This is a genomic window from Streptomyces sp. NRRL S-1813 (assembly GCF_000719605.1).
Classification (GTDB): Bacteria; Actinomycetota; Actinomycetes; order Streptomycetales; family Streptomycetaceae; genus Streptomyces; species Streptomyces decoyicus.
On the sequence record NZ_JOHB01000006.1, the window covers coordinates 177,914 to 199,923 of the forward strand.

General features: G+C 71.6%; 18 protein-coding genes. 8 read left to right on the forward strand and 10 right to left on the reverse strand.

Going from position 1 to position 22,010, the window contains the following annotated elements:
- Nucleotides 1–152 precede the first annotated feature (152 nt).
- Nucleotides 153–1,469: a phosphopyruvate hydratase gene (gene eno, locus IF67_RS0112200; RefSeq protein WP_030984939.1), complete on the reverse strand. Its 1,317-nt coding sequence runs from the start codon at nucleotides 1,467–1,469 to the stop codon at nucleotides 153–155.
- A gap of 163 nt (nucleotides 1,470–1,632) precedes the next feature.
- Here eno and IF67_RS0112205 point away from each other — a divergent pair, with 163 nt between their 5' ends.
- Complete coding sequence (locus IF67_RS0112205; protein WP_030984941.1) at nucleotides 1,633–2,055, forward strand: MarR family winged helix-turn-helix transcriptional regulator; 423 nt, start codon at nucleotides 1,633–1,635, stop codon at nucleotides 2,053–2,055.
- 303 nt (nucleotides 2,056–2,358) lie between these two features.
- Here the strand turns inward: IF67_RS0112205 and IF67_RS0112210 are convergent, their stop codons facing one another.
- The 3 genes from IF67_RS0112210 to IF67_RS0112220 form a co-directional block, all read right to left on the reverse strand.
- Nucleotides 2,359–3,882 carry an aldehyde dehydrogenase family protein gene (locus tag IF67_RS0112210; RefSeq protein ID WP_030984944.1) on the reverse strand — a complete coding sequence of 508 codons (1,524 nt, stop codon included), beginning with the start codon at nucleotides 3,880–3,882 and terminating at the stop codon, nucleotides 2,359–2,361.
- A gap of 67 nt (nucleotides 3,883–3,949) precedes the next feature.
- A complete protein-coding gene (locus tag IF67_RS0112215; protein ID WP_030984946.1) occupies nucleotides 3,950–5,272 on the reverse strand; it encodes a helix-turn-helix domain-containing protein in 1,323 nt (440 codons plus the stop codon).
- Nucleotides 5,273–5,564: 292 nt separating this feature from the next.
- The gene (locus IF67_RS0112220; RefSeq protein WP_030984948.1) at nucleotides 5,565–6,839 is read right to left on the reverse strand and encodes a glycoside hydrolase family 18 protein; all 1,275 of its coding nucleotides are present in this window, start codon (nucleotides 6,837–6,839) and stop codon (nucleotides 5,565–5,567) included.
- Between the two features lie 336 nt (nucleotides 6,840–7,175).
- Here IF67_RS0112220 and IF67_RS0112225 point away from each other — a divergent pair, with 336 nt between their 5' ends.
- Nucleotides 7,176–8,348, forward strand: coding sequence for an acyl-CoA dehydrogenase family protein (locus tag IF67_RS0112225; protein WP_030984949.1), 1,173 nt, complete (start codon nucleotides 7,176–7,178; stop codon nucleotides 8,346–8,348).
- Nucleotides 8,349–8,456: 108 nt separating this feature from the next.
- On the opposite strand, the gene IF67_RS39075 is transcribed toward IF67_RS0112225, so the two are convergent.
- Nucleotides 8,457–9,614 carry a pyridoxal-phosphate dependent enzyme gene (locus IF67_RS39075; RefSeq protein WP_234341061.1) on the reverse strand — a complete coding sequence of 386 codons (1,158 nt, stop codon included), beginning with the start codon at nucleotides 9,612–9,614 and terminating at the stop codon, nucleotides 8,457–8,459.
- A gap of 532 nt (nucleotides 9,615–10,146) precedes the next feature.
- Nucleotides 10,147–10,572 (reverse strand): hypothetical protein, encoded by a 426-nt coding sequence (locus tag IF67_RS0112235; RefSeq protein WP_030984954.1) that lies wholly within the window; start codon nucleotides 10,570–10,572, stop codon nucleotides 10,147–10,149.
- A gap of 209 nt (nucleotides 10,573–10,781) precedes the next feature.
- Here IF67_RS0112235 and IF67_RS0112240 point away from each other — a divergent pair, with 209 nt between their 5' ends.
- The 5 genes from IF67_RS0112240 (at nucleotide 10,782) to IF67_RS0112260 (ending at nucleotide 16,679) form a co-directional block, all read left to right on the forward strand.
- On the forward strand, nucleotides 10,782–11,222 hold the full coding sequence (locus IF67_RS0112240) for an Lrp/AsnC family transcriptional regulator (RefSeq protein WP_026170119.1): 441 nt from the start codon (nucleotides 10,782–10,784) through the stop codon (nucleotides 11,220–11,222).
- A 58-nt stretch (nucleotides 11,223–11,280) separates the two neighbouring features.
- Nucleotides 11,281–12,945, forward strand: coding sequence for an amidohydrolase (locus tag IF67_RS0112245; protein WP_030984957.1), 1,665 nt, complete (start codon nucleotides 11,281–11,283; stop codon nucleotides 12,943–12,945).
- Nucleotides 12,946–13,508: 563 nt separating this feature from the next.
- Nucleotides 13,509–15,182, forward strand: a complete 1,674-nt coding sequence (lnt, locus tag IF67_RS0112250; protein WP_030984959.1) for an apolipoprotein N-acyltransferase — start codon at nucleotides 13,509–13,511, stop codon at nucleotides 15,180–15,182.
- Nucleotides 15,179–15,934 (forward strand): polyprenol monophosphomannose synthase, encoded by a 756-nt coding sequence (locus IF67_RS0112255; protein ID WP_030984961.1) that lies wholly within the window; start codon nucleotides 15,179–15,181, stop codon nucleotides 15,932–15,934. Before lnt ends, IF67_RS0112255 begins: the two co-directional genes overlap by 4 nt.
- 91 nt (nucleotides 15,935–16,025) lie before the next feature.
- The gene (locus IF67_RS0112260; RefSeq protein ID WP_030984963.1) at nucleotides 16,026–16,679 is read left to right on the forward strand and encodes an FxsA family protein; all 654 of its coding nucleotides are present in this window, start codon (nucleotides 16,026–16,028) and stop codon (nucleotides 16,677–16,679) included.
- A 105-nt stretch (nucleotides 16,680–16,784) separates the two neighbouring features.
- Here the strand turns inward: IF67_RS0112260 and IF67_RS0112265 are convergent, their stop codons facing one another.
- The 4 genes from IF67_RS0112265 to IF67_RS0112280 form a co-directional block, all read right to left on the reverse strand.
- Nucleotides 16,785–17,162 carry an RNA polymerase-binding protein RbpA gene (locus tag IF67_RS0112265; RefSeq protein ID WP_030080286.1) on the reverse strand — a complete coding sequence of 126 codons (378 nt, stop codon included), beginning with the start codon at nucleotides 17,160–17,162 and terminating at the stop codon, nucleotides 16,785–16,787.
- Nucleotides 17,163–17,474: 312 nt separating this feature from the next.
- Nucleotides 17,475–18,845, reverse strand: a complete 1,371-nt coding sequence (locus IF67_RS0112270) for an MFS transporter (protein WP_107050212.1) — start codon at nucleotides 18,843–18,845, stop codon at nucleotides 17,475–17,477.
- Between the two features lie 61 nt (nucleotides 18,846–18,906).
- On the reverse strand, nucleotides 18,907–19,707 hold the full coding sequence (locus tag IF67_RS0112275; protein WP_030984967.1) for a glycerophosphodiester phosphodiesterase: 801 nt from the start codon (nucleotides 19,705–19,707) through the stop codon (nucleotides 18,907–18,909).
- Nucleotides 19,704–20,381, reverse strand: coding sequence for a YczE/YyaS/YitT family protein (locus IF67_RS0112280; protein ID WP_051817969.1), 678 nt, complete (start codon nucleotides 20,379–20,381; stop codon nucleotides 19,704–19,706). Before IF67_RS0112280 ends, IF67_RS0112275 begins: the two co-directional genes overlap by 4 nt.
- Before the next feature lie 107 nt (nucleotides 20,382–20,488).
- On the opposite strand from IF67_RS0112280, the gene IF67_RS0112285 reads away from it, so the two are divergent.
- Nucleotides 20,489–21,994, forward strand: a complete 1,506-nt coding sequence (locus IF67_RS0112285) for a PLP-dependent aminotransferase family protein (protein ID WP_030984971.1) — start codon at nucleotides 20,489–20,491, stop codon at nucleotides 21,992–21,994.
- Nucleotides 21,995–22,010 lie beyond the last annotated feature (16 nt).

Here is a 22,010-nt window from a genome sequence, read left to right on the forward strand (position 1 = left end):
CCTGGCGGCGTACTCCACCTGTGGGACCAGGGCCCCATCCGCTTCGGAAGCACCGGCCATCTCGCGCGGGAGAACGCCCTGCGGGTGCGAGTCCTCAATGAGCGGCGGAACCGACTGGGCCGCACCGGAGCGGATGGCCCTCTGCCTGCTGTTCACGCCCCACGCAGTGCGGAGCGGCCCGCGAATCGCGCCGAGTCGCCCAACTCCTCTTCGATCCGGATCAGTTGGTTGTACTTCGCCGTGCGGTCGGAGCGGGAGAGCGAGCCGGTCTTGATCTGACCGCAGCCGGTCGCCACCGCCAGATCCGCGATGGTGGTGTCCTCCGTCTCGCCCGAGCGGTGCGACATGACAGCCGTCCAGCCCGCCTGGTGGGCCGTGGCGACCGCGGCCAGCGCCTCGGTCAGGGTCCCGATCTGGTTGACCTTGACCAGGACCGAGTTGCCGACGCCGGTGCGGATGCCCTCGCGCAGCAGCGTCTCGTTGGTGCAGAACACGTCGTCGCCGGTGAGCTGACAGCGGTCGCCGACGCGGGCGGTCAGCTCGCGCCAGCCGTCCAGGTCGTTCTCCGCCATCGGGTCCTCGATGGAGACGACCGGGTAGGTGTCGATGAGCTTGGCCAGGTAGTCGGCGTTCTCGGAAGGGGTGCGGCGCACCCCTTCGCCCGCGTAGTCGTACACCCCGTCGCGGAAGAACTCCGACGACGCCGGGTCCATGACCAGGCCGATGTCCGTGCCGGGGCGGTAGCCGGTGCGCTCGATGGCGGTCATCACGAAGTCGAGCGCCTCCTCAGCGGTACGCAGCGCGGGCGCGAAGCCACCCTCGTCGCCGACGCCAGTGGAGTGCCCGGCGGCCAGCAGATCGCGGCGCAGGGTGTGGAAGACCTCGCTGCCCATACGGACGGCTTCGGCGAAGGTGTCCGCACCCACCGGCGCGATCATGAACTCCTGGAAGTCCAGCGGATTGTCGGCGTGGGCGCCGCCGTTGACGATGTTCATCATCGGCAGCGGCAGGAGGCGGGCGTCGGCGCCGCCGAGGTAGCGGTAGAGGGGCCGGTGGTGGGCCGCCGCGGCGGCCTTGGCGGCGGCGAGGGAGACGCCGAGGATCGCGTTGGCGCCGAGGCGAGACTTCGTGGCGGTGCCGTCGAGGGCGACCAGCGCGGCGTCGAGGCCCGCCTGGTCCGCCGCGTCCCGGCCGCGCACGGACGCCGCGATCTCTCCGTTGACGTGGGCCACCGCGCGGTCGACGCCCTTGCCGTGCCAGCGCGCGGAGTCTCCGTCGCGCAGTTCCACGGCCTCCCGGGCGCCGGTGGAGGCGCCGGAGGGGACAGCCGCGCGCCCCAGGGATCCGTCCGCCAGGACGACGTCGACCTCGACCGTGGGGTTGCCGCGGCTGTCGATGATCCGGCGGGCGGTGACGGTCTCGATGGCGGCGTCGGTGATTTTGGCGGGTTCGACTGCCTTTGCGGACATGGGGGTTCCTTCCCGTTGTCGTGTGCCGTGGCCCCGGCTGCGACAACGCTGGCGCTGAGCCCGACAACGCCAAACCCTACAGCAATGCTGCTCAGTTTTGCTGTACAGCATTGCTGTGCAGGTCAGGTGCACAGCCTTGCTGGCCAACGGGGTAAAGTGCCCTATGCCCACCCCGGAAGCCGCCGCCATCGCCGCCGAACTGCGCACCTCGATGGGCAAGCTCACCCGACGCGTCAAACACGAGGACCGCATCCCGCTGGGCCAGGCCGCCGTGCTCGGTGCACTCGACCGCAACGGCGCCATGACCACCAGCGACCTCGCCGCCGATCAGCGCGTACGCCCCCAGTCGATGGCCCGGTCGGTGGGGCTGCTCATGGAACAGAACCTGATCACGCGCCGGGCGCACCCCACGGACGGCCGTAAGTCGCTGGTCGAGCTGTCGGACGCGGGCCGGGCCGCGCTCGAAGCGGAGCGCGGCCGCAGGGCCGGTTGGCTCGCGCAGGCCATCGAGGCCGAACTCACGGATGAGGAACGGGCGTTGCTGGCACGGAGCACCGCCCTGCTGGAGCGGCTCGCCACACGCTAGGGCCAACGTTCGCCCCACCGCGACGCCCGGCACGCGCCCCCCGGGGGGCCCTGGCTCTCGCCAAGAAAAACCATGTGGACGCCTCGGCGTACGGCACGACGTGGGCGCGGGCGAGAACGCGCGGCTCCTGCGCGGTGAGCCGGGACCTGGACCGGAAACAGACCGGAACCACTGGTCAGGAGCGGGGCAGCGGTAGGAGGAACGGGGAGGCGCAACGCAATAAAACCGGGCCGAGTTCTGAGCGGGCCGAGCAAAAGGCGCCTGACGGGTAAGGACCCGGTTCAGGCGCCCTTCCTCAGGCCTTTAGAAGAAGCCGAGCTTCTTGGCCGAGTACGACACCAGCAGGTTCTTCGTCTGCTGGTAGTGATCCAGCATCATCTTGTGCGTCTCCCGGCCGATCCCGGACTGCTTGTAGCCGCCGAAGGCCGCATGCGCCGGGTAGGCGTGGTAGCAGTTGGTCCATACCCGCCCGGCCTGGATGGCGCGGCCGGCGCGATAGGCGGTGGAGCCGTCGCGGGTCCAGACGCCCGCGCCGAGGCCGTAGAGCGTGTCGTTGGCGATGCCGATCGCGTCGTCGAAGTCGCTGAAGGGGGCCACGGCGACGACCGGGCCGAAGATCTCCTCCTGGAAGACCCGCATCTCGTTGTTGCCCTCGAAGATCGTCGGACGGACGTAGTAGCCGCCCTCCAGTTCGCCGCCGAGCTCGGCCCGGGAGCCGCCGGTCAGGATGCGGGCGCCCTCCTTCTGGCCGATGTCCAGGTAGGAGAGGATCTTCTCCAGCTGGTCGTTGGAGGCCTGGGCGCCGATCATGGTGTCGGTGTCCAGCGGGTGCCCCTGGACGATCTTCTCCGTGCGCGCCACCCCGGCCGCCAGGAAGTCCTGGTAGTGGCCGCGCTGGATGAGCGCCCGGGACGGGCAGGTGCACACCTCGCCCTGGTTCAGGGCGAACATGGTGAAGCCTTCCAGAGCCTTGTCGTGGAAGTCGTCCGCGGCGGACGAGACGTCGTCGAAGAAGATGTTGGGGCTCTTGCCGCCCAGTTCGAGCGTCACCGGCCGCAGGTGCTCGGACGCGTACTGCATGATCAGGCGGCCGGTGGTGGTCTCACCGGTGAAGGCGACCTTGGCGACCCGCGGGCTGGAGGCCAGCGGTTTGCCGGCCTCCGCGCCGAATCCGTTGACGATGTTGACGACGCCGGGCGGCAGCAGATCCGCGATCAGGCTCATCCAGAAGTGCACCGAGGCGGGGGTCTGTTCGGCCGGCTTGAGAACCACGGCGTTGCCGGCGGCCAGTGCCGGGGCGAGCTTCCAGGTCGCCATCAGGATCGGGAAGTTCCAGGGAATGATCTGGGCGACCACCCCGAGCGGCTCGTGGAAGTGGTACGCGACGGTGTCCTCGTCGATCTCCGACAGGGAGCCCTCCTGGGCGCGGATGGCGCCCGCGAAGTAGCGGAAGTGGTCGATGGCCAGAGGGATGTCGGCCGCCAGGGACTCCCGTACAGGCTTGCCGTTCTCCCAGCTCTCCGCGACCGCCAGGGCCTCCAGGTTCTGTTCCATCCGGTCGGCGATCTTGTTGAGGACGCCGGCGCGGTCGGCGGCGGCCGTGCGGGCCCAGCCGGGCGCGGCCGCGTGCGCCGCGTCCAGGGCACGTTCGACGTCCTCGGCCGTGCCCCGCGCGACCTCGGTGAACGGCTGCCCGTTGACCGGGGTCGGGTTCTCGAAGTACCGGCCCAGCGCGGGCGCCACGAACTCGCCGCCGATCCAGTGGTCGTAGCGGGGCAGATAGCTCATGACGGCATCGGCGGAACCCGGGCTGGCGTAACGGGCCATGGTGCGGCCTCCCAATCGCTCTCGGCGCGGTGCCCGCCACTCCCGTGTGACGGGCGTTGTGCGCAGGCTAAAGCCGCGGAGGTTGCGTGAACGTTGCGACATGCGCGGCCGCCGGGGCGCGCACGGCACCGGCGGACCCGCCGGTCAGGCCGTACGCCGCACGCAGCCGGTCCGCGGTGGCCAGCGGTGCGCCGCGCGCCGGGGAGCGCTCCGGAAGGGCGTCCACCAGGGCTTCCCAGATCTCCAGATCGTCCTCGCCCCAGGGGCTGCGCGACCACTCACGCAGCAGGCCGGGGTCGCGTGCGCCGAGCAGCGCACGCCGTAGCCGGTCCTCCAGCGCACCACGCAGCCGCTGCACGCCGGGCGCCTCCGACAGCGGCAGCAGCGGACCCCGGTAGGCGCCCAGTGCACAGTGCGCCTCGCCGGCCGCCAACGCCTCCTCGACCACGCACAGATCGGTCTCGACAGGCCGGCTGAGCCGGTACGGACGCGAATGCAGCAGCGTGCCGACGAGGTGGCGCAGCCGGGACAGCTCGGCCCGCAGCGTCACCGGGCGCATATCGCGCTCGCCGTACAGCAGCACCGAGAGCTGATCGCCCGTCAGTCCTTCCGGGTGCCGGGCCAGCAGCACCATGATCTCGCTGTGCCGGCGACCGAGCCGCAGCCGCTCCCCGTCCACCACCAGCAGCGCCTCGTCCCGGCCCAGCGCCGACAGACAGACACCCAACTCCGTTACGTCCGCGGCCAGATGGGCCTCCGCCGCGCGGGCGGTGGCCTGCACCAGAGCCAGGCTGTGCGGGCTCGCCAGATGGTCGCCGCCGGTGATGTCGACCGCGCCCAGCAGCCGCCCGGTCCGCGGATCGTGCAGCGGGGCGGCGGCGCAGGTCCAGCGCTGCACCTGACGGTTGTAGTGCTCCGCGGCGAAGATCTGTACGGCGTGATCGGCGGCGAGCGCGGTGCCCGGGGCGTTGGTGCCGGCGTGCCGTTCGTCCCAGCGGGCGCCGACCACGAAGTTCATCCGCTCGGCACTGCGCCGCACCCCGCGGTGCCCCTCCACCCACAGCAGCCGCCCGTGCGGATCGCAGACGGCCAGCAGATGCGCGCCGTCCTGCGCGAAGCTGCCCAGCAGCTCCCGGAAGACGGGCATCGCGCGGGCCAGTGGATGTCCGTCCCGGTAGGTGCCCAGCGCGGCCTCGTCCAGATCGATGGGCGCGGCGCCGTCCGCCGCGGCCCGGGCGTCGGCGGAGCGGCGCCAGGAGTCGGCGACCACCCGGCGGACCGGTGGCGCCACGGTCCCGTCGGCCAGGAAGGCCGCATGCGCCCGGCGCACCGTGCGGGTGCGCTCCACCGGATCGGCACCGGTCTCCATCGCCAGCCAAGGGTTGACCACGTGTCACCTCTTCAATGCGGCTCCTGCCCCCGTACGGCCGATGGTGCTCGTACCGGACGGGGCAGTAAACCCCGCGGGCGCGCCGGGTCACCCACAGGCGTCCCGGTGGTCGCCCTGTACGCGCCCACAACGCGTCCGCGGCGATCATCGGAGCCGCGGTGGGCGAAGCCGGGCTGTCCGGCTGCCCCGCGCCCGCCTGCCTGAGGCTTCATCAGGCGCCGCCGCCGTGCAGGTCATGCCGGAGGGGCGGGAGGCCGCCGCCCCCGCCCCTCCGGTTCTGTGCCCGCTACGGCTACTTGATCGCCTTGATCAGCTCACCGTTGGTGGTGTCACCGCTCAGTTCCCAGAAGAACGTGCCGCCCAGACCCTGCGCGTTCTTGAAGGCCATCTTCGTGCCGATGGTCTCCGGGGTGTCATAGCTCCACCACTGGTCGCCGCACTTGGCGTAGGCGGTGCCGCCCACCTTGCCGGTGGCCGGGCAGCGGCTCTTGAGCACCTTGTAGTCGTCGATACCGGCCTCGTACTTGCCCGGCGCCGCGCCGGTCGCGCTGCCGCCCGGTGCGTCCTGGGTGACACCCGACCAGCCACGGCCGTAGAAGCCGATGCCCAGCAGCAGCTTGCCCGCCGGAATGCCGAGGCCCTTGAGCTTGGCGGTGGTGTCGGTGCTGTTGAAGCCGGCCTTCGGGATGCCGCTGTACGACGTGAGCGGGGAGTGCGGCGCCGTCGGCCCCTTGGCGTCCCAGGCGCCGAAGTAGTCGTACGTCATCGGGTTGTACCAGTCGACGTACTGGGCCGCGCCCGCATAGTCGGCCGCCTCGATCTTGCCGCCGGCCGAGGCGTCCGCGGTGATCGCTGCGGTCACCAGATTGCTCTGGCCGAACTTCGACCGCAGCGCCTTCATTACCTTGGTGAAGGCGTCCTTACCGCTGGTGTCGCAGGTCAGGCCGCAGGCGTTCGGGTACTCCCAGTCGATGTCGATGCCGTCGAAGACATCCGCCCAGCGCTTGTCCTCGACCAGGTCGAGGCAGGACTGGGCGAACGCGTCGGGGTTCCTGGCGGCCTCGGTGAAGCCGCCCGACCAGGTCCAGCCGCCGAACGACCAGATCACCTTGAGGCCCGGGTGCAGCTTCTTGAGCTTGCGCAGCTGGTTGAAGTTGCCGCGCAGTGCGCCGTTGTCCCAGGTGTCCGCCTGGCCGTCGACGCTCTGGTCGGCGGTGTAGGCCTTGTCGTAGTCGGCGTAGGAGTCACCGATGGCGCACTTGCCGCCCTGGACGTTGCCGAAGGCGTAGTTGATGTGCGTCAGCTTGGTCGCCGAGCCCGACGTCTCGATGTTCTTGACGTGGTAATTGCGGTCGTAGACACCCCAGTTGGTGAAGTATCCGACTACCTTGTCGCCCGCCGCGGACGGCGCCGCTGTGGTGGTGGCGGGGTGCTGCGGGGCGGGGGAGCGGACCGGGTCGGCGGAGGCCGGTCCGGCGAGCAGGGTGCCGGCCAGCGCCGCGGTACACAGTGCGGTGGCGGCGGCGATCACTCTGCGCGGCGATCGCATCCGGTGCGGTCTGAGCATGTCGTCTCCTCGGAGGGGGGCGAGGGGTGGAGCCTGACCTGCGTTCCGAATTGGCATGAACGCGTTGAACGTTGGAGGAGAAGTTAGAAGGACTAGACCAGTGCGTCAATGGTTCGGACCAATATCGTGACCGGTCGGTACGGGGCCGGATTCCCGCAGCAGTGATGATCAACCCGTGACGCGAGGGCTCCGATCGGGCATACTCCTAGCGCCACCGCCGCAGGTCATCGCCTTCCGCGACCCGGAACGCGATCATCGGCCTGGCACCACTAGACCGGCGCCGCCGCCCACCCCGCGCGTGTCGCCGCAGCGCCCGACAGGGAGGAGAGCGCCGCCATGACCGAGTACGGCCCCCGGCCGGTGGACCGCAGGCTGCCCACTGAGGAAGCCCGCGACCTGTTGACCCTCGTACGTGAGCTCGCCGAGCGCGAGATCAGGCCAACGGCCGGCGAGGAAGAAGACGCCGGCCGCTTCCCGCGCGAGACCTTCACCCTGCTGTCGGAATCCGGACTGCTCTCGCTGCCCTATGACGAGGAATTCGGTGGCGGCGGTCAGCCCTACGAGGTCTACCTCCAGGTTCTGGAGGAGCTCGCCGCCGCCCGGCTCACCGTCGGCCTCGGCGTCAGCGTGCACACCCTCGCCTGCCATGCGCTCGCCGGGTACGGCACCAAGGAGCAGCGCGCCGAACACCTTCCCGACATGCTCGGCGGTGGACTCATCGGCGCGTACTGCCTCTCCGAGCCCTCCTCGGGCTCCGACGCCGCCTCCCTGACCACCCGGGCGACCCGGGAGGGCGACACCTGGAAACTGGAGGGCACCAAGGCCTGGACCACCCACGGCGGCGTGGCCGACTTCTACACCGTGCTGGCCCGCACCGGCGGCAGCGGCGCCCACGGCATCACCGCCTTCCTGGTCCCCGGCGACGCCGAGGGCCTCAGCGCCGCGGCACCCGAGCGCAAGATGGGGATGAAGGGGTCCCCGACGGCCCAGCTGCACTTCGACGCCGTCCGCGTCCCCGACTCCCGCCGCCTCGGGGACGAGGGCCAGGGTTTCGCCATTGCCCTCTCCGCCCTGGACTCCGGGCGCCTGGGCATCGCGGCCTGCGCCATCGGCGTCGCCCAGGCGGCGTTGGACGAGGCGCTTGCGTACACCTCCGAACGGCAGCAATTCGGCCGCCCGATCGTCGACTTCCAGGGCCTGCGCTTCATGCTCGCCGACATGGCCACCCAGATCGAGGCCGGCCGCGCCCTCTATCTCACCGCCGCCCGGCTGCGCGACGCCGGTCTGCCGTTCTCCAAGGAAGCGGCGATGGCCAAACTCTTCTGCACGGACACCGCGATGCGGGTGACCACGGACGCCGTCCAGCTCCTCGGCGGCTACGGCTACACCCTCGACTTCCCGGCCGAGCGCTATATGCGGGAGGCCAAGGTCCTTCAGATCGTCGAGGGCACCAACCAGATCCAGCGGATGGTCATCGCCCGCCACCTCGCGGGCCCCGAGACGCGCTGAGCGGGGCGGGGCGGACCGAGTGCTCTCTCCGGTCCGCCCCGCCGCCCTGCACCCTTCCGGCCCGGCTCCCCGCCCGGTCGGCCGCCCGCCCGGTCGGGCCTCCCGGCCTCAGCCCGCCAGCCCCTTGAGCCCCGTCGCCGTCCCGATCGTGACCACCAGCGCGCCGTGCGTCCGGGCCAGATCCCGGGCCACGGCGGACCCGACGGCGGAGGACGGCTCCAGGATCAGGCCTTCCGCCGCCAGCCTCTGGTGTTCCGCCATGATGGCGTCGTCGTCCGCGGCAACGGCCGAGCCGGCGCTGCGCCACAGCGCGTCCAGCCCCTGCCAGCAGGGCCGCTCCTCGCCGAGGGAGAACGCCACCGTCGGCCCGTGCGCCACTCGCGTACGCTCCTGCTCCGCGCGGTCCGGGCGGCGCAGCGCGGCGGTGAACGGCGCCGAGGCGGACGGCTCCGCGGCCACCAGCCGGGGCTCCTGCGCCATCAGTCCCGCGGCCGCCAACTCCCGGAATCCGCGACCGATTCCGGCCAGCAGATCCGCCCGGCTGGTGGGTACCACCACGGCATCGAGCCGTCGCCCGGAGAAGTCCCGCGCCAGCTCGTAGGCGACGGACTTGTACCCCTCGTTGGCATACGGGTTCCCACCCGGGGAGGGCGAGGAGTAGCTGGTCAGCGGGTACCAGTGGTGCTCCTCGACGGCTCGGGCCATCGCCGCGTTCCGTTCACCGGTGGTGCCCGGGTGGACCCTCCGCTCGGCGCCCAGTGCATCGATCTGGGCCCGCAGCCCCGCGGGCACCGCCTCGTTGGTGAACACCACACAGCGCAGCCCGGCCCGCGCCGCATACGCCGCGGCCGCCGCCCCCGCGTTGCCGGAGGACGCGGCGACCACGGTGTCCGCACCGGCCGCCACCGCCGCGGCCACCCCGACGGCCATCGCCCGGTCCTTGTGCGAACCGGTCGGATTCCCACCCTCGTATTTCAGCCACAACTCTCCGAAGGCATGGCCGTCTTGGGCCGGGTCCGGGTCCATCCGCAGCCGGACGCACGGGGTATTGCCCTCGCCCAGCGTCACCGGGGGACCGGACACGGGCAGCGCCGTCGGCAGGCCCCACGGCCCGCCCGGATACGCGGCGAGGTCCACACCGGCCAGATCCGCCAGCGGCGGCATCGTATTGACGCCGATGCCCTCCGCGGCGCAGGTCCGGCAGCCGTCGAAACCCTCTGCGGGGCGGGTGCAGCGCAGACAGTGCAGAGGAGGTCGTGGGGTCACCGTGGCTCCAGGGATCAGTTCGGTATCGACCCTGTGAAGGTAATAGGTGAAAGTGAGTTTGACCCCCTACCGCTTCGGGGGTTCGGCCGTCACGGACATACAGCTGACTGCCCGTCAATTCACATGCGCAGCAGGGGCTGGGCATGGGGGCGCCTGGGGGAGGGGCGGGTGCGCTACGCCACCGGCGCCGTATGCGATCACTGGAAGGCGCCGGCGTCCCCGACTTGGCCCGGTTGGGCGACCAAGTCCCGCCCGGTACTGACGACGTCACCGTCAACGGAATGGGCGGCGCCGGTTCAGTGCCAACGGCAGACTCAATGGGTCTGCTGTCACTGGGCATTGGCAGACGTACCCGCTCTACGACAGCTCCGAGTCGGTTCCGCGTCCGACTGTGGGTCCGGCCGTGCATTCGGCTGCCGCGCCCGGCTGGAAATCGGCCGCCCTCGGCCCCCACGAACTCGTCCTGGGCGGGGAATCGGCCTCTGAAGTTCCTCTCCGGCCGGGCGCCGTTCGTACGCGCCCGGCAGGGGTCTCAGCTGAGCGGGCGCATCCGCGGGACTCGGACCGGGCGGGTGTCAGGTCCGCCGAGGTGCGAGAACGGCTGGCGGCGCCAGTCCAGGCTCTCCGGGAGCGTCAGCAGCATGGCCGCGTCCTGCTCCTGGGCGTCCAGGGTGTCGGCGGTCTCCGGTGCTTCGGATGCCGTCCGCCCGGAGCCCTGGCACACCGTCAGGCCGAACGGGTTCCACGGCGAGGCGCACAGTGCGTGCTCCGGAAGTGTGTCCTCGTCCGCCAGCAGCGCGATCGGCTGTAGGCAGTCGGGGCAGGTCACGCGGTAGATCTCATAGGTGTCGAAAGTGTCGTCCGCACCGTCGTCGCCGGAGCTGCCGAAACTGTCGCCCTCCTGGGCGTCGATGTGCGCGGCAGCGGAGTCCTGCTTAAGGCGTCGCATGATGTCCATCCCCCTCGGGTGGGCCGGTCGTACCGCTGACTTCCTGTGACGGGCGGTCCCGGCCACCAGCAGCAATTCCCTTCATGCCGCATGCATAATCGCCGGCACCCCACCGACACCGATTCACGCGTGTGGCATTGGTCACATGGACCGGCGCGGGGGTGTCCACGATCCGGCGCGCGGTGCGCACACGCCCCCGCGCACAGTAGGTTGAGCGGGTGGAGGAGTTGGACCGACAAATCGTGGATCTGCTCGTCAAGGACGGGCGGATGAGCTACACCGACCTGGGCAAGGCCACCGGCCTGTCCACCTCGGCGGTGCACCAACGCGTGCGCCGTCTTGAGCAGCGCGGTGTCATCCGGGGCTATGCCGCCATCGTTGACCCCGAAGCCGTGGGCCTGCCGCTCACCGCCTTCATCTCGGTCAAACCCTTCGACCCCAGCGCGCCGGACGACATCGCCGACCGCCTCGCCGAGGTCCCTGAGCTGGAGGCCTGCCACAGCGTCGCCGGCGACGAGAACTACATCCTCAAGGTCCGGGTCGCGACCCCGCTGGAGCTGGAGCATCTGCTCACCCGCATCCGCACCCTCGCCGGCGTCTCGACCCGCACCACCGTCGTGCTCTCCACGCCCTACGAGGCCCGCCCGCCGCGCATCTGACCGGTGATCGCCCCCCCTGCGCGCGGCCCGTCCCTGCGCAGGGGCCAAACTGTCCGGTATGAGCGAGCGCATCCCCGATCCGGCCCGGCAGCACCTTTCCCACCCGGCCCCGCCCCGTACCGTCCTGCTGCGCGGCGGTGAGGTGCACAGCCCGGCGGACCCCTTCGCCACCGCCATGGTCGTGGAAGGGGGCCGTATCGCCTGGGTCGGCGAGGAGGGCGCGGCCGACTCGTTCGCCGGGGGAGTGGACGAGGTCGTCCAGCTCGACGGTGCGCTCGTCACCCCGGCGTTCACGGACGCACATGTGCACACCACCGCGACCGGTCTCGCGCTCACCGGCCTCGATCTGGTCGGGGCCGGCACGCTGACCGAAGCGCTGGCCCGGATCCGCGGGTACGCGGACGCGCGCCGGTCGGACCGGATTCTGCTCGGGCACGGCTGGGACGCGAGCGTCTGGCCGGAGGGGCGCCCGCCGTCCCGTGCGGAGCTGGACGAGGCCACCGGGGGCCGCCCCCTCTATCTCACCCGTGTGGATGTGCACTCCGCCGTCGTGACGACGGCGCTGCTGGATCTGGTCCCCGGCATCCGCGAGCGGGACGGGTTCCATGCCGGTGCCCCGCTCACCGGCGCCGCCCACCACGCGGTGCGCAAGGCCGCGTACGCCACCGTCACCGCCGCGCAGCGCGCCGAGGCCCAGGCCGCCGCGCTCGCCCGTGCCGCCTCGCTCGGCATCGGCAGCATCCACGAGTGCGCGGGCCCGGACATCTCCGGCGAGGACGACTTCACGGGGCTGCTCGCCCTGGCCGGGGAAGGCAACGGCCCGCGCGTCGTCGGCTACTGGGCCGAGGTGATCGCATCCGCAAAGGACGCGGAGCGGATCAGGGAACTCGGGGCCATCGGTGCCGCGGGCGATCTGTTCGTCGACGGCTCGCTCGGATCGCACACCGCCCATCTGCACGCCCCGTACGCGGATGCCGGACACACCGGCGTCGCGCAGCTCGACGCCGAGGCCGTCGCCGCCCATGTCGCCGCCTGCACCGAGGCCGGGCTCCAGGCGGGCTTCCACGCCATCGGCGACGCCGCTCTGACCAGCGTCGTCACCGGCGTACGGGCCGCCGCCGACCGGATCGGCCTCGACCGGATCCGCGCCGCCCGGCACCGTGTCGAGCACGCCGAGATGCTCACCGAGGACACCATCGCCGGCTTCGCCGACCTGGCCCTGACCGCGTCCGTCCAGCCCGCCTTCGACGCCGCGTGGGGCGGCGAGGACGGCATGTACGCCGCCCGCCTGGGCGTCGACCGGGCCCGCACCCTCAACCCGTACGCCGCGCTGCTCAAGGCCGGTGTCCCGCTCGCGCTCGGGTCCGACAGCCCGGTCACCCCGCTCGACCCCTGGGGCACTGTGCGCGCCGCCGTATTCCACCGCACCCGCGCGCACGGCATCTCCGCCCGCGCGGCGTTCACCGCCCACACCCGCGGCGGCTGGCGCGCCATCGGCCGGGACGACGCGGGCGTCCTGGTGCCCGGCGCCCCCGCCGACTACGCGGTCTGGCGCACCGGTGACCTGATCGTCCAGGCACCCGACGAGCGGGTGGAACGCTGGTCCACCGACCCCCGCTCCGGCACCCCCGGCCTGCCCGATCTCACCCCCGGCAACGACCTCCCGGTGTGCCTGCGCACGGTCGTCGGCGGACGCACGGTCTTCGGGCCGCCGAACGAGTGACATCGCGTGGGCAGGTGCCGGCGCGGGCTGTGCTTGCCGCTCCTTGCCGCACTTGGGTGCGCTCGCGGCTGACCTGGGGCGACGCGAAAACGACGCAGGCGGAGCACCTGTTGACAGCAGGCGGTCGACGGCCGGTAGGTTCGGCCGAGTCCACCACAGGACGTCCGACCGGGAGACCTCCGCGCAGTCGTCGAACGCAGCTGGGCCATGGGACGGTGCGCCACTTGGGCACACCGCCACTGGGAGCCAGGTCCAGCACCAGCGGCACGGGACAACGGAGCGTTTCGGCCGGATGGGGGTCCCTCCCTGCTCCTTGAGAGCCTGGGGGAAGGTGCGACCCGGGTGGGGCCCGGACGCTCAGTAGACAACGGCTTTCGGTCGACCCGCAGCCAGCGGGTCCCAGGTCGGCCCGAAGGGCGCCGGGCCCCTAACCGCAGTGCACCGCGGCCCGCCCCTACCCTCCGGCGGTGCCCCTTCACCTTTTGTGCACCCCATATCCGCAATCCAGGCCTCCCGATGTACGGTCAGCTCACCACCACGACCTGCAAGGAAGGCCCGCGACCGTGCCATCGGGTTCCGACACCACCGAAGAAGCCGTCAGCGGCACCTCGCCCGACGGCCAGGTGCCCTGCGCCGAGGCGGGCTCCACCGCCGTGCCGGCGCGCCCCGGGCGCGCCCGGCGGCTCGCCGCTCCGGTCCGCCGGGAGGCGCCGCGCACCGGCCTTGCGGCCGTCTTCGGCATCGCGCTCGGTCTGGCCTTCCCGCCGTACGACCTGTGGCCGCTGTCCCTGGTGGCCGTCGCCGCGCTGTCGCTGCTGACCCGTGGCCGGACCGCCCGCCAGGGCGCCTGGACGGGCTTTGCGTTCGGGCTTCCGTTCTTCCTGGTCCTGCTGAAGTGGCTGCATGTCGTGGGCTGGGACGCGGTGTTCGGCCTCTCGGTGGCCGAGGCGCTCTTCGCGGCACTGCTGGGCGCGGCGCTCGCCGTCACCTCCCGGCTGCCGGGCGGGCCACTGTGGGCCGCCTGCCTGTGGGTCGCCGAGGAATGGGCCCGCGACCGGCTTCCGTTCGGCGGCTTCCCGTGGGGCCGGCTCGCCTTCGCCAACACCGGCTCGCCGTTCACGCCGATCGCCGCGCTCGGCGGGGCCCCGCTGGTGACCTTCGCGGTCGCGCTGGCCGGCGCCCTGTTGGCCGCATGCGCCGCCACCCTCTGGGGGCTGCGCGGCAACGGGTCGCTGCGCCTGGCCGTCCCGGCCCTGGAAGCGTTCGGGCTCGCCGCCGCGGTCACCCTGGCCGGCCTGGCCGTGCCCGTCCCCACGAAGGCCGACGACACCGTCGATATCGCCGTCGTCCAGGGCAATGTCCAGCAGCCCGGCATGGACTTCCTGGGCCGCCCCATGAGGATCACCGACAATCACGCCACCGCCACCGAGAAGCTGGCCGCCGACGTCAAGGCCGGCCGGGCCAAGAAGCCGGACCTGGTCATCTGGCCGGAGAACTCCTCCGACCTGGACCCGTACCAGTACCCGCAGGCCTACGACCGGATCGACGAGGCCGTGAAGGCCATCGGCGTGCCCGTCCTCGTCGGCGCCCTGGTCGACCACCCCACCAAGAAGGGCTACGTCTTCAACGAGGGCATCGTCTGGGACCCGAAGAAGGGACCGGGCGCCTCCTACACCAAGCAGCATCCGGTGCCGTTCGGCGAGTATGTGCCGTTCCGGGAGCAGCTCAGCAAGATCATTACGCGTTTCCAGCGGGTGCCCCGCGACTTCTACCCCGGTGACCACACCGGCGTGCTCCACGTGGGCCCCGCCCGGCTCGGGGATGTCATCTGCTTCGAGGTCGCCTACGACCAGATCGTGCACGACACCGTCGACGCCGGCGCCCGCGCCCTGGTGATCCAGACGAACAACGCCACCTACGGGCGCTCCGGCCAGCCCGAGCAGCAGCTGGCGATGTCCAAGCTGCGCGCCGTCGAACACGGCCGGGCCGTGGTCACCGCCGCCACCAGCGGGATCAGCGCGGTGGTCGCCCCGGACGGCAGGATCACCCACCAGATCCCCGAGTTCACCCAGGGTGTGGTCTCCGCGCGTATCCCGCTGCGGGACGAATCGACGCTCGCCGACCGCGTCGGTGCTGCTCCGGAGTGGGCGCTCGCTATCGTGGGGCTTCTGTCCTGCGCCGCCGCGGTAGTGGTCGGCCGGCGCGGGCGTACGAAGGACGAGAAGGGACAGCAGTGACAGACGGTCAGCGGCAATACGGCCCGCTCGGCACCACGTTGGTGATCATTCCGACGTACAACGAGGCGGAGAACATCCAGCCGATCGTCTCGCGAGTGCGGGCCGCCGTCCCCGAGGCCCATGTCCTCGTCGCGGACGACAACAGTCCTGACGGCACCGGCAAGTTGGCCGATGAACTGGCCGCCGGCGACGAGCACGTCCATGTCCTGCACCGCAAGGGCAAGGAAGGCCTCGGCGCCGCCTACCTCGCGGGCTTCCAGTGGGGCATCGACAACGGCTACGACGTGCTGGTCGAGATGGACGCCGACGGCTCGCACCAGCCCGAGGAGCTGCCGCGGCTGCTCACCGCCCTCAAGGGCGCCGATCTCGTCCTCGGCTCGCGCTGGGTGCCCGGTGGCCGCACCGTCAACTGGCCCAAGTACCGCCAACTCATCTCCCGCGGGGGCAGTACGTACTCCCGGCTGGTGCTGGACCTGCCGCTGCGCGACATCACCGGCGGCTACCGTGCCTTCCGTGCGGAGGCGCTCAAGGGGCTGGGCCTGGACGACGTGGCCTCCCAGGGCTACTGCTTCCAGGTCGACCTCGCCCGCCGTGCCGTGCAGGCCGGCCATCACGTCGTCGAGGTGCCGATCACCTTCGTCGAGCGGGAGCTGGGCGACAGCAAGATGAGCCGGGACATCGTCGTGGAGGCGCTGTGGCGGGTCACCGCCTGGGGCGTCGGCTCCCGGGTGGACAAGATCCGCGGCCGCTGACGCCGGGCGCGGTGCGCCTGGCCGCCCGGAGAGGAGCCCTCGCGGGCGACCCTCAGGGGGTGTGCGGGGACGGGCCAGGCACACTTGAGGCATGACGTTCGGAGCCACGCCATCGCCGAGTCCCCGCCCGCCCCAGCGCTCGCGCGCCCGCCGCTTCGTCCCCTTGGGCATCGCCGCCTGGATGGTGCTGGAGATCTGGCTGCTGACCGTGGTCGCCGGAGCCACCAGCGGACTGACGATTTTCCTCCTGCTGGTCGCCGGGGTGATCCTCGGCGGCTATGTGGTCAAGCGGGCCGGCCGTCGCGCCTGGCGCAACCTCACCGAGAGCTTGCAGACCACCGGCGACCCGGCGGCCTCCGGCAGCTCCACATCGTCCGACGACGCCAAGTCCGCTGACGGCAAGCCCGCCGGCGGCAAGTCGGGGAGCGGAAAGTCCGGCAGCGGCAAGTCGGTGAGCGGCAATACGCTCCCGATGGCGGGTGGGCTGCTGCTGATGATTCCCGGGCTGGTGTCCGACGCACTGGGGCTGCTCTGCCTCTTCCCGCCGACCGGGAAGCTGATCCAGCGCCGCGCCGAGAAGCTGATGACCCGGCGGTCGGGCCATGGCTACGCCCCCGGCTCGTTCGGTGACGCCTTCCAGCAGGCCCGGATGCACCGGCCCGACGGCAAGGTCGTCCAGGGCGAGGTCATCCGTGAGGACGAGCCTTCCTCCCCGCGTCGCCAGGACCCACCGCTGACCGGCTGAGCAGCCCGGCGTCCGGGGTGTACGAGCCGCGGACACAGCAAGGGCCGGGGCCACTGCGCAGTGCAGTGGCCCCGGCCCTTCGTGCTGCTTGGCGCAGGCCCGTTGTCAGGCGGACTTGCGGTTGCTGTCGCGCGGATGCACGGCAATGTTCATGGTGCCGGAGCGCAGGACGGCCAGCCTTTCGGCCAGCACCTCCTCGAGCTCCTCGCGGGTGCGCCGCTCCATGAGCATGTCCCAGTGCGTACGCGCGGGCTTACCCTTCTTTTCCTCAGGGCCATCGCCATCCACCAGAAGCGAGGGTGCACCACATACCTTGCACTCCCACTCCGGCGGAATCTCGGCCTCAACCGAGAACGGCATCTCGAATCGATGTCCGTTCTCGCATGCGTACTCCACCGCCTGGCGCGGGGCCAGGTCGATGCCGCGGTCGGTCTCGTAGCTGGTCACCACGAGTCGCGTGCCGCGGAGAGCTCGCTCACTCATGAATCGTGCCTCCCGGGCTTGTCGCCCACAGGACAGGTGTCGCTGTCGTCGTCATCCGGTCAACGTCCGGTCGGCGGTGAAGATTCCCGAAATCGCAATTCGGGACATGCGCCCACCCGTCGCCCACCACCGCCCATGATGGAGGCGCTGTGCGCCGCTGCCTTCCTTCGTGCCGCCCCTTGTTGTACCCACCAGCGCCCGGTTTGTCACATCTGCCAGCAGATGTCACCCAGCGCCATGCATAGTTAAGCGCGCAGTAACGGTCCGCCTGGTGAGCCAAAGGCGTACACTACCGCCCCGCGCCCCCTGGGACTAAATCCGGTCAGGCACAGGATTTCCGGCCTCCGCGATCGCCCGCCCCACCGGCACCCTCGCCAGCAGGACAAAACCGATCACAAAGAACGCCACCAGGGACACGATGGCATCCCGGTAGCTCCCCGTGAGCTGATAGGCCACCCCGAACACCAGCGGTCCTAGCCAGCTCACGCCCCGGTCGCTCATCTCGTACGCGGAAAAGTATTCCGCTTCTTTGCCGCGCGGCACCAGATGCGAGAACAGCGAACGCGACAACGCCTGGCTTCCGCCCAGGACCAGGCCGATACCGACGGCCAGCCCGAAGAACCACCCCGGTGCCTTCGCCGGCAGGAAATAGCCGGCCGCGATCGTCAGCACCCAGGCCACCAGTGAGCCGAGGATCGTCCGCTGGGCGCCGTACCGTGCGGCGAGGCGTCCCATCAGCAGGGCGCCGGCCGCGGCCAGCACCTGCACCAGCAGGACCGCCACGATCAGCGTCGTCTGGTCCAGGCCGAGCTCCTCCGACCCGTACACGGACGCCTGCGTGATCACTGTCTGCACCCCGTCGTTGTAGACGAGATAGGCCAGGAGGAAGGACAGCGTGAGGGGGTGGCGGCGCAGTTCGCGCAGCGTCTCCCGGAGCTGCTGCCACCCCTGGCCGAGCGTGGCGCCGCCGGCCCCGGCGGGCTCCTTGGTCACGGCCGCCCGCCGGTCGCGCAGCCGGCGCAGCGGAATCACCGAGAACGCGCCCCACCACAGCCCCGCCGACGCCAGGCAGATGCGTACCGCGGTGCCCGAGGAGAGGCCGAAGGAGTCGTGCGCTCCGTAGAGCACCAGGTTGGCGATCAGGACCAGTGCCCCGCCCGCGTAGCCGAAGGCCCAGCCGCGCGAGGAGACCGCGTCCCGTTCGTCGGGCGGGGCGATCTGCGGCAGGAAGGAGTTGTAGAGCATCATCGACACCACGAACGAGACGTTCGCGACGACCAGCAGCGCCCCGCCCAGCAGGTAGCGCTCACCGCCCAGGAAGAACATCCCTGTCGTCGCCGCGGCGCCCGTGTAGGCGCAGCCGCCGAGCAGCGGCTTCTTCCGGCCGCTCCGGTCGGCCAGCGCCCCGGCGAGCGGCATCGCCAGCACCGACAGCAGCAGCGACGCGGACACCGCATACGCATAGAAGGAGCCCGCCCGCACCGGGATGCCCAGCGGGTGCACAAAGCCCTCCGCGTCCGCAGCGGCCTTCGCCACCGAGGTCAGATACGGCCCCAGGAACACGGTCAGGACGGTCGTCGAATAGACGCTGTTGGCCCAGTCGTACCAGTACCAGCCGCGCTGTTCGCGGCGCCGGGCGGCCGTCTCGTCCACGCCCTCGGCCACGGCCTGTGCGCTCTCCACGCCCACCCCCGTCTTCCTGTCCCCGTTCACGGCGGCGGACGACGGCTCGACGGAGCCGGCCCTATACCCAGCACCCTCGCTCGGTCAGCACCGTCCGCAGCGTCTCGATGTGGTCCGTCATGATGCCATCCACGCCGAGGTCCAGGAGTGCGGTCATCCGATCCGCGTCATTGACCGTCCAGACATGGACCTGCATGCCCAGTGCGTGCGCGGCGCGCAGGAACAGCGGATCGACGACGGGGAGGCCGGACTGCCGCTCGGGGACCTGTACGCAGACCGCGCTGCGCCGCACCGCCGCACCCAGCAGGCGGTCGAGCGGCAGCATCCCGCGGCCGTACGACCGCAGCCGCAGGCCGGCCACGCCACGGGTGCCGAGCGAGCTCGCCATCCGCCGGCCGGCCAGCCGCTGGGCGCGGGCCACGCGGGCCTCCGAGAACGAGCCGACGCACACCCGGTCCCAGGCGTTGGTGCGGCGCAGCAGGCCGAGCAGTGGTGTGAGGGCGGCCTCCGCCTTGAGGTCGACGTTCCAGCGGGCCCCGGGGAACTCCTCCAGCAGCTCCTCGAAGAGCGGCAGCGGCTCCCGCCCGCCGACCCGGGCCCGGCCCACCGCGCGCCAGGGGAGCTGCCCGATGGCGCCGCGGGCGTCGGTGACGCGGTCGAGCGTCGCGTCGTGGAAGGCGACGAGCTTTCCGTCCGATGTGGCGTGCACATCGGTCTCCAGATAGCGGTAGCCGAGGCCGACCGCGCGGCGGAAGGCGGCGGCGGTGTTCTCCAGGCCCTCCGCCGCCCCGCCCCGGTGGGCGAAGGCGAGCGGCGCGGGGTGGTCGAGATAGGCGTGGCGGATGCGTATCGCTGAGGTCACTCCGGCAGTATTGCGTGCTCGGGTGAAGCCCCTCCGCGGGCCACCACCGGCGACGGCTTCCCGGGCCGGTCCTCGATCGCGAAGCGGCGGAGGAAGAACTGCGCCAGTGGCCCGATGGCCAGCGCATAGACCACCGTGCCGGCCCCGACCGAGCCGCCGAGCAGGAAGCCGGCCGCGAGCACCGTCACCTCGATGCAGGTCCGCACCAGCCGTACCGGACGGCCGGTCCGCAGATGCAGCCCGGTCATCAGCCCGTCGCGCGGCCCGGGGCCGTAATCGGCGGAGATGTACAGGCCGGTCGCGGCGCCGTTGAGGAGGACGGCGCCCGCCAGCAGCGGGATACGGGCGCCCAGCGAGTGCAGCTCCGGCGTCCAGGCCAGCGTCGCGTCCATCACCAGCCCGAGGATCACCACATTGGACACCGTGCCCAGGCCGGGACGCTGACGCAGCGGGATCCACAGCAGCAGGATCAGCGCGCCGGACACGATGGTGACCGTGCCGATCGACAGGCCCGTATGACGAGATATGCCCTGGTTCAGCACGCTCCATGGCTCAAGGCCCAGCTCGGCCCGCAGCATCAGCCCCATGCTCCCGCCGTACAGCGTCAGTCCCGCATAGAGCTGGACCAGCCGGCGCACGGGCAGTCCCCTCCTCCGGCCGGATTCCTCGATCATGGACACGACATTTCCCCCTCCTGGCAGGATTGGACCGACGCATGACACCATGTGGCGTGTCCGGGCTCGGGAAGTAGAGCCAATTCGGGGAAGGTGGACTGATCTTCATGGCTCAGTGGACTTCAGCGGTGGGTGCGCCCCAACTTGCCCGGCTGCTCCGGTCGCAGGACCCGCGCGATGCCCAACTCACGGCCGCCGGCCGCCGGTTGCCCGCCTACCGCAGCCTCGCCGACGGCGTCCGCCTCCTCGTACTGGAAGGCCGGGTACCGGTCGCCGCGCGCCTGCCCGCCGAGCGCGAGCTGGCCGCGGCCTTCGGCGTCAGCCGCACCACCGTCGCCGCCGCCTACGAAGCGCTGCGCGCAGAGGGGTTCCTGGAGTCCCGGCGCGGCTCCGGCAGTTGGACCGCCGTCCCGGCAGGCAACCCGCTGCCCACCCGCGGCCTGGAACCGCTGCCCCCGGAGGCCGCCGGCTCCATGATCGACCTCGGCTGTGCCGCCCTCCCGGCTCCTGAACCCTGGCTCACCCGCGCCTTCCAGGGCGCGATGGCCGACCTTCCGCTCTACGCCCACACCCACGGCGACTACCCCGCCGGTCTGCCCGTCCTGCGCCAGGCCCTCGCGGACCGCTACACCGCGCGCGGCATCCCCACCATGCCCGAACAGATCATGGTGACCACGGGCGCGATGGGCGCGGTGGCCGCGATCTGCCGCCTGTGTACGAGCCCCGGCGAGCGGGTGGCCGTCGACTCCCCGTCCTACGCCAACATCCTCCAGCTGATGCGGGACGCCGGGGCCCGGCTCGTCCCGGTCGCGCTCGCGGACAAGCTGGCCGGCTGGGACCTCCCCGTCTGGCGCCAGGTGATGCGTGATGCCGCGCCCCGTATGGCGTATGTCGTCGCCGACTTCCACAACCCCACCGGCTCCCTCGCCACCGAGGACCAGCGCCGTCGTCTCGTCGACGCCGCCCGGTCGGCAGGCACCCTGCTCGTCGTCGACGAGACCATGACCGAACTCCAGCTGGACCACGACACCGAACCGCCCCGCCCGGTCTGCGCATTCGACCCGGCCGGCAGCGCGGTGATCACCGTCGGCTCGGCGAGCAAGGCGTTCTGGGCCGGGATGCGGATCGGCTGGGTGCGCGCCGCCCCCGACATCATCCGCAGTCTGGTCGCCGCCCGTGCCTACTCCGACCTGGGCTCACCGGTCCTCGAACAGCTCGCCATCGCCTCGCTCCTGGAGACCGGCGGCTGGGAAGCGGCCGTCGGCATCCGCCGCGAGCAGGCTCGCGAGAACCGCGATGCGATCGTCGAGGCGCTGCACCGGCACCTCCCCGACTGGGAGTTCAGCGTCCCCTGTGGCGGTCTCACCCTCTGGGCGCGTACGGGCGGGCTCTCCGGCTCCCGGATCGCCGAGGCGGGGGAGCGGCTCGGGGTGCGGGTGCCCTCCGGCCCGCGGTTCGGTGTCGACGGTGCCTTCGAGGGCTTCGTACGGCTGCCGTTCACGGTCAACGGAGCCGTCGCCGACGAGGCCGCGGTCCGGCTGGCCGGCGCCGCGCGACTGGTGGCGACGGGCGCGCCGGTGGATACGGAGATGCGGCATACGTTCGTGGCCTGACGGCTGAACGGCCTGA

Excerpts from the sequence above, each read along its gene's own strand:
- eno (WP_030984939.1), bottom strand. The coding sequence starts at position 1,469 with ATGTCCGCAAAGGCAGTCGAACCCGCCAAAATCACCGACGCCGCCATC.
- IF67_RS0112220 (WP_030984948.1), bottom strand. The coding sequence starts at position 6,839 with ATGCTCAGACCGCACCGGATGCGATCGCCGCGCAGAGTGATCGCCGCC.
- IF67_RS0112225 (WP_030984949.1), top strand. The coding sequence starts at position 7,176 with ATGACCGAGTACGGCCCCCGGCCGGTGGACCGCAGGCTGCCCACTGAG.
- IF67_RS0112235 (WP_030984954.1), bottom strand. The coding sequence starts at position 10,572 with ATGGACATCATGCGACGCCTTAAGCAGGACTCCGCTGCCGCGCACATC.
- IF67_RS0112210 (WP_030984944.1), bottom strand. The coding sequence starts at position 3,882 with ATGGCCCGTTACGCCAGCCCGGGTTCCGCCGATGCCGTCATGAGCTAT.
- IF67_RS0112260 (WP_030984963.1), top strand. The coding sequence starts at position 16,026 with ATGACGTTCGGAGCCACGCCATCGCCGAGTCCCCGCCCGCCCCAGCGC.
- IF67_RS0112245 (WP_030984957.1), top strand. The coding sequence starts at position 11,281 with ATGAGCGAGCGCATCCCCGATCCGGCCCGGCAGCACCTTTCCCACCCG.
- IF67_RS0112265 (WP_030080286.1), bottom strand. The coding sequence starts at position 17,162 with ATGAGTGAGCGAGCTCTCCGCGGCACGCGACTCGTGGTGACCAGCTAC.
- IF67_RS0112285 (WP_030984971.1), top strand. The coding sequence starts at position 20,489 with ATGGCTCAGTGGACTTCAGCGGTGGGTGCGCCCCAACTTGCCCGGCTG.
- IF67_RS0112280 (WP_051817969.1), bottom strand. The coding sequence starts at position 20,381 with ATGATCGAGGAATCCGGCCGGAGGAGGGGACTGCCCGTGCGCCGGCTG.
- IF67_RS0112205 (WP_030984941.1), top strand. The coding sequence starts at position 1,633 with ATGCCCACCCCGGAAGCCGCCGCCATCGCCGCCGAACTGCGCACCTCG.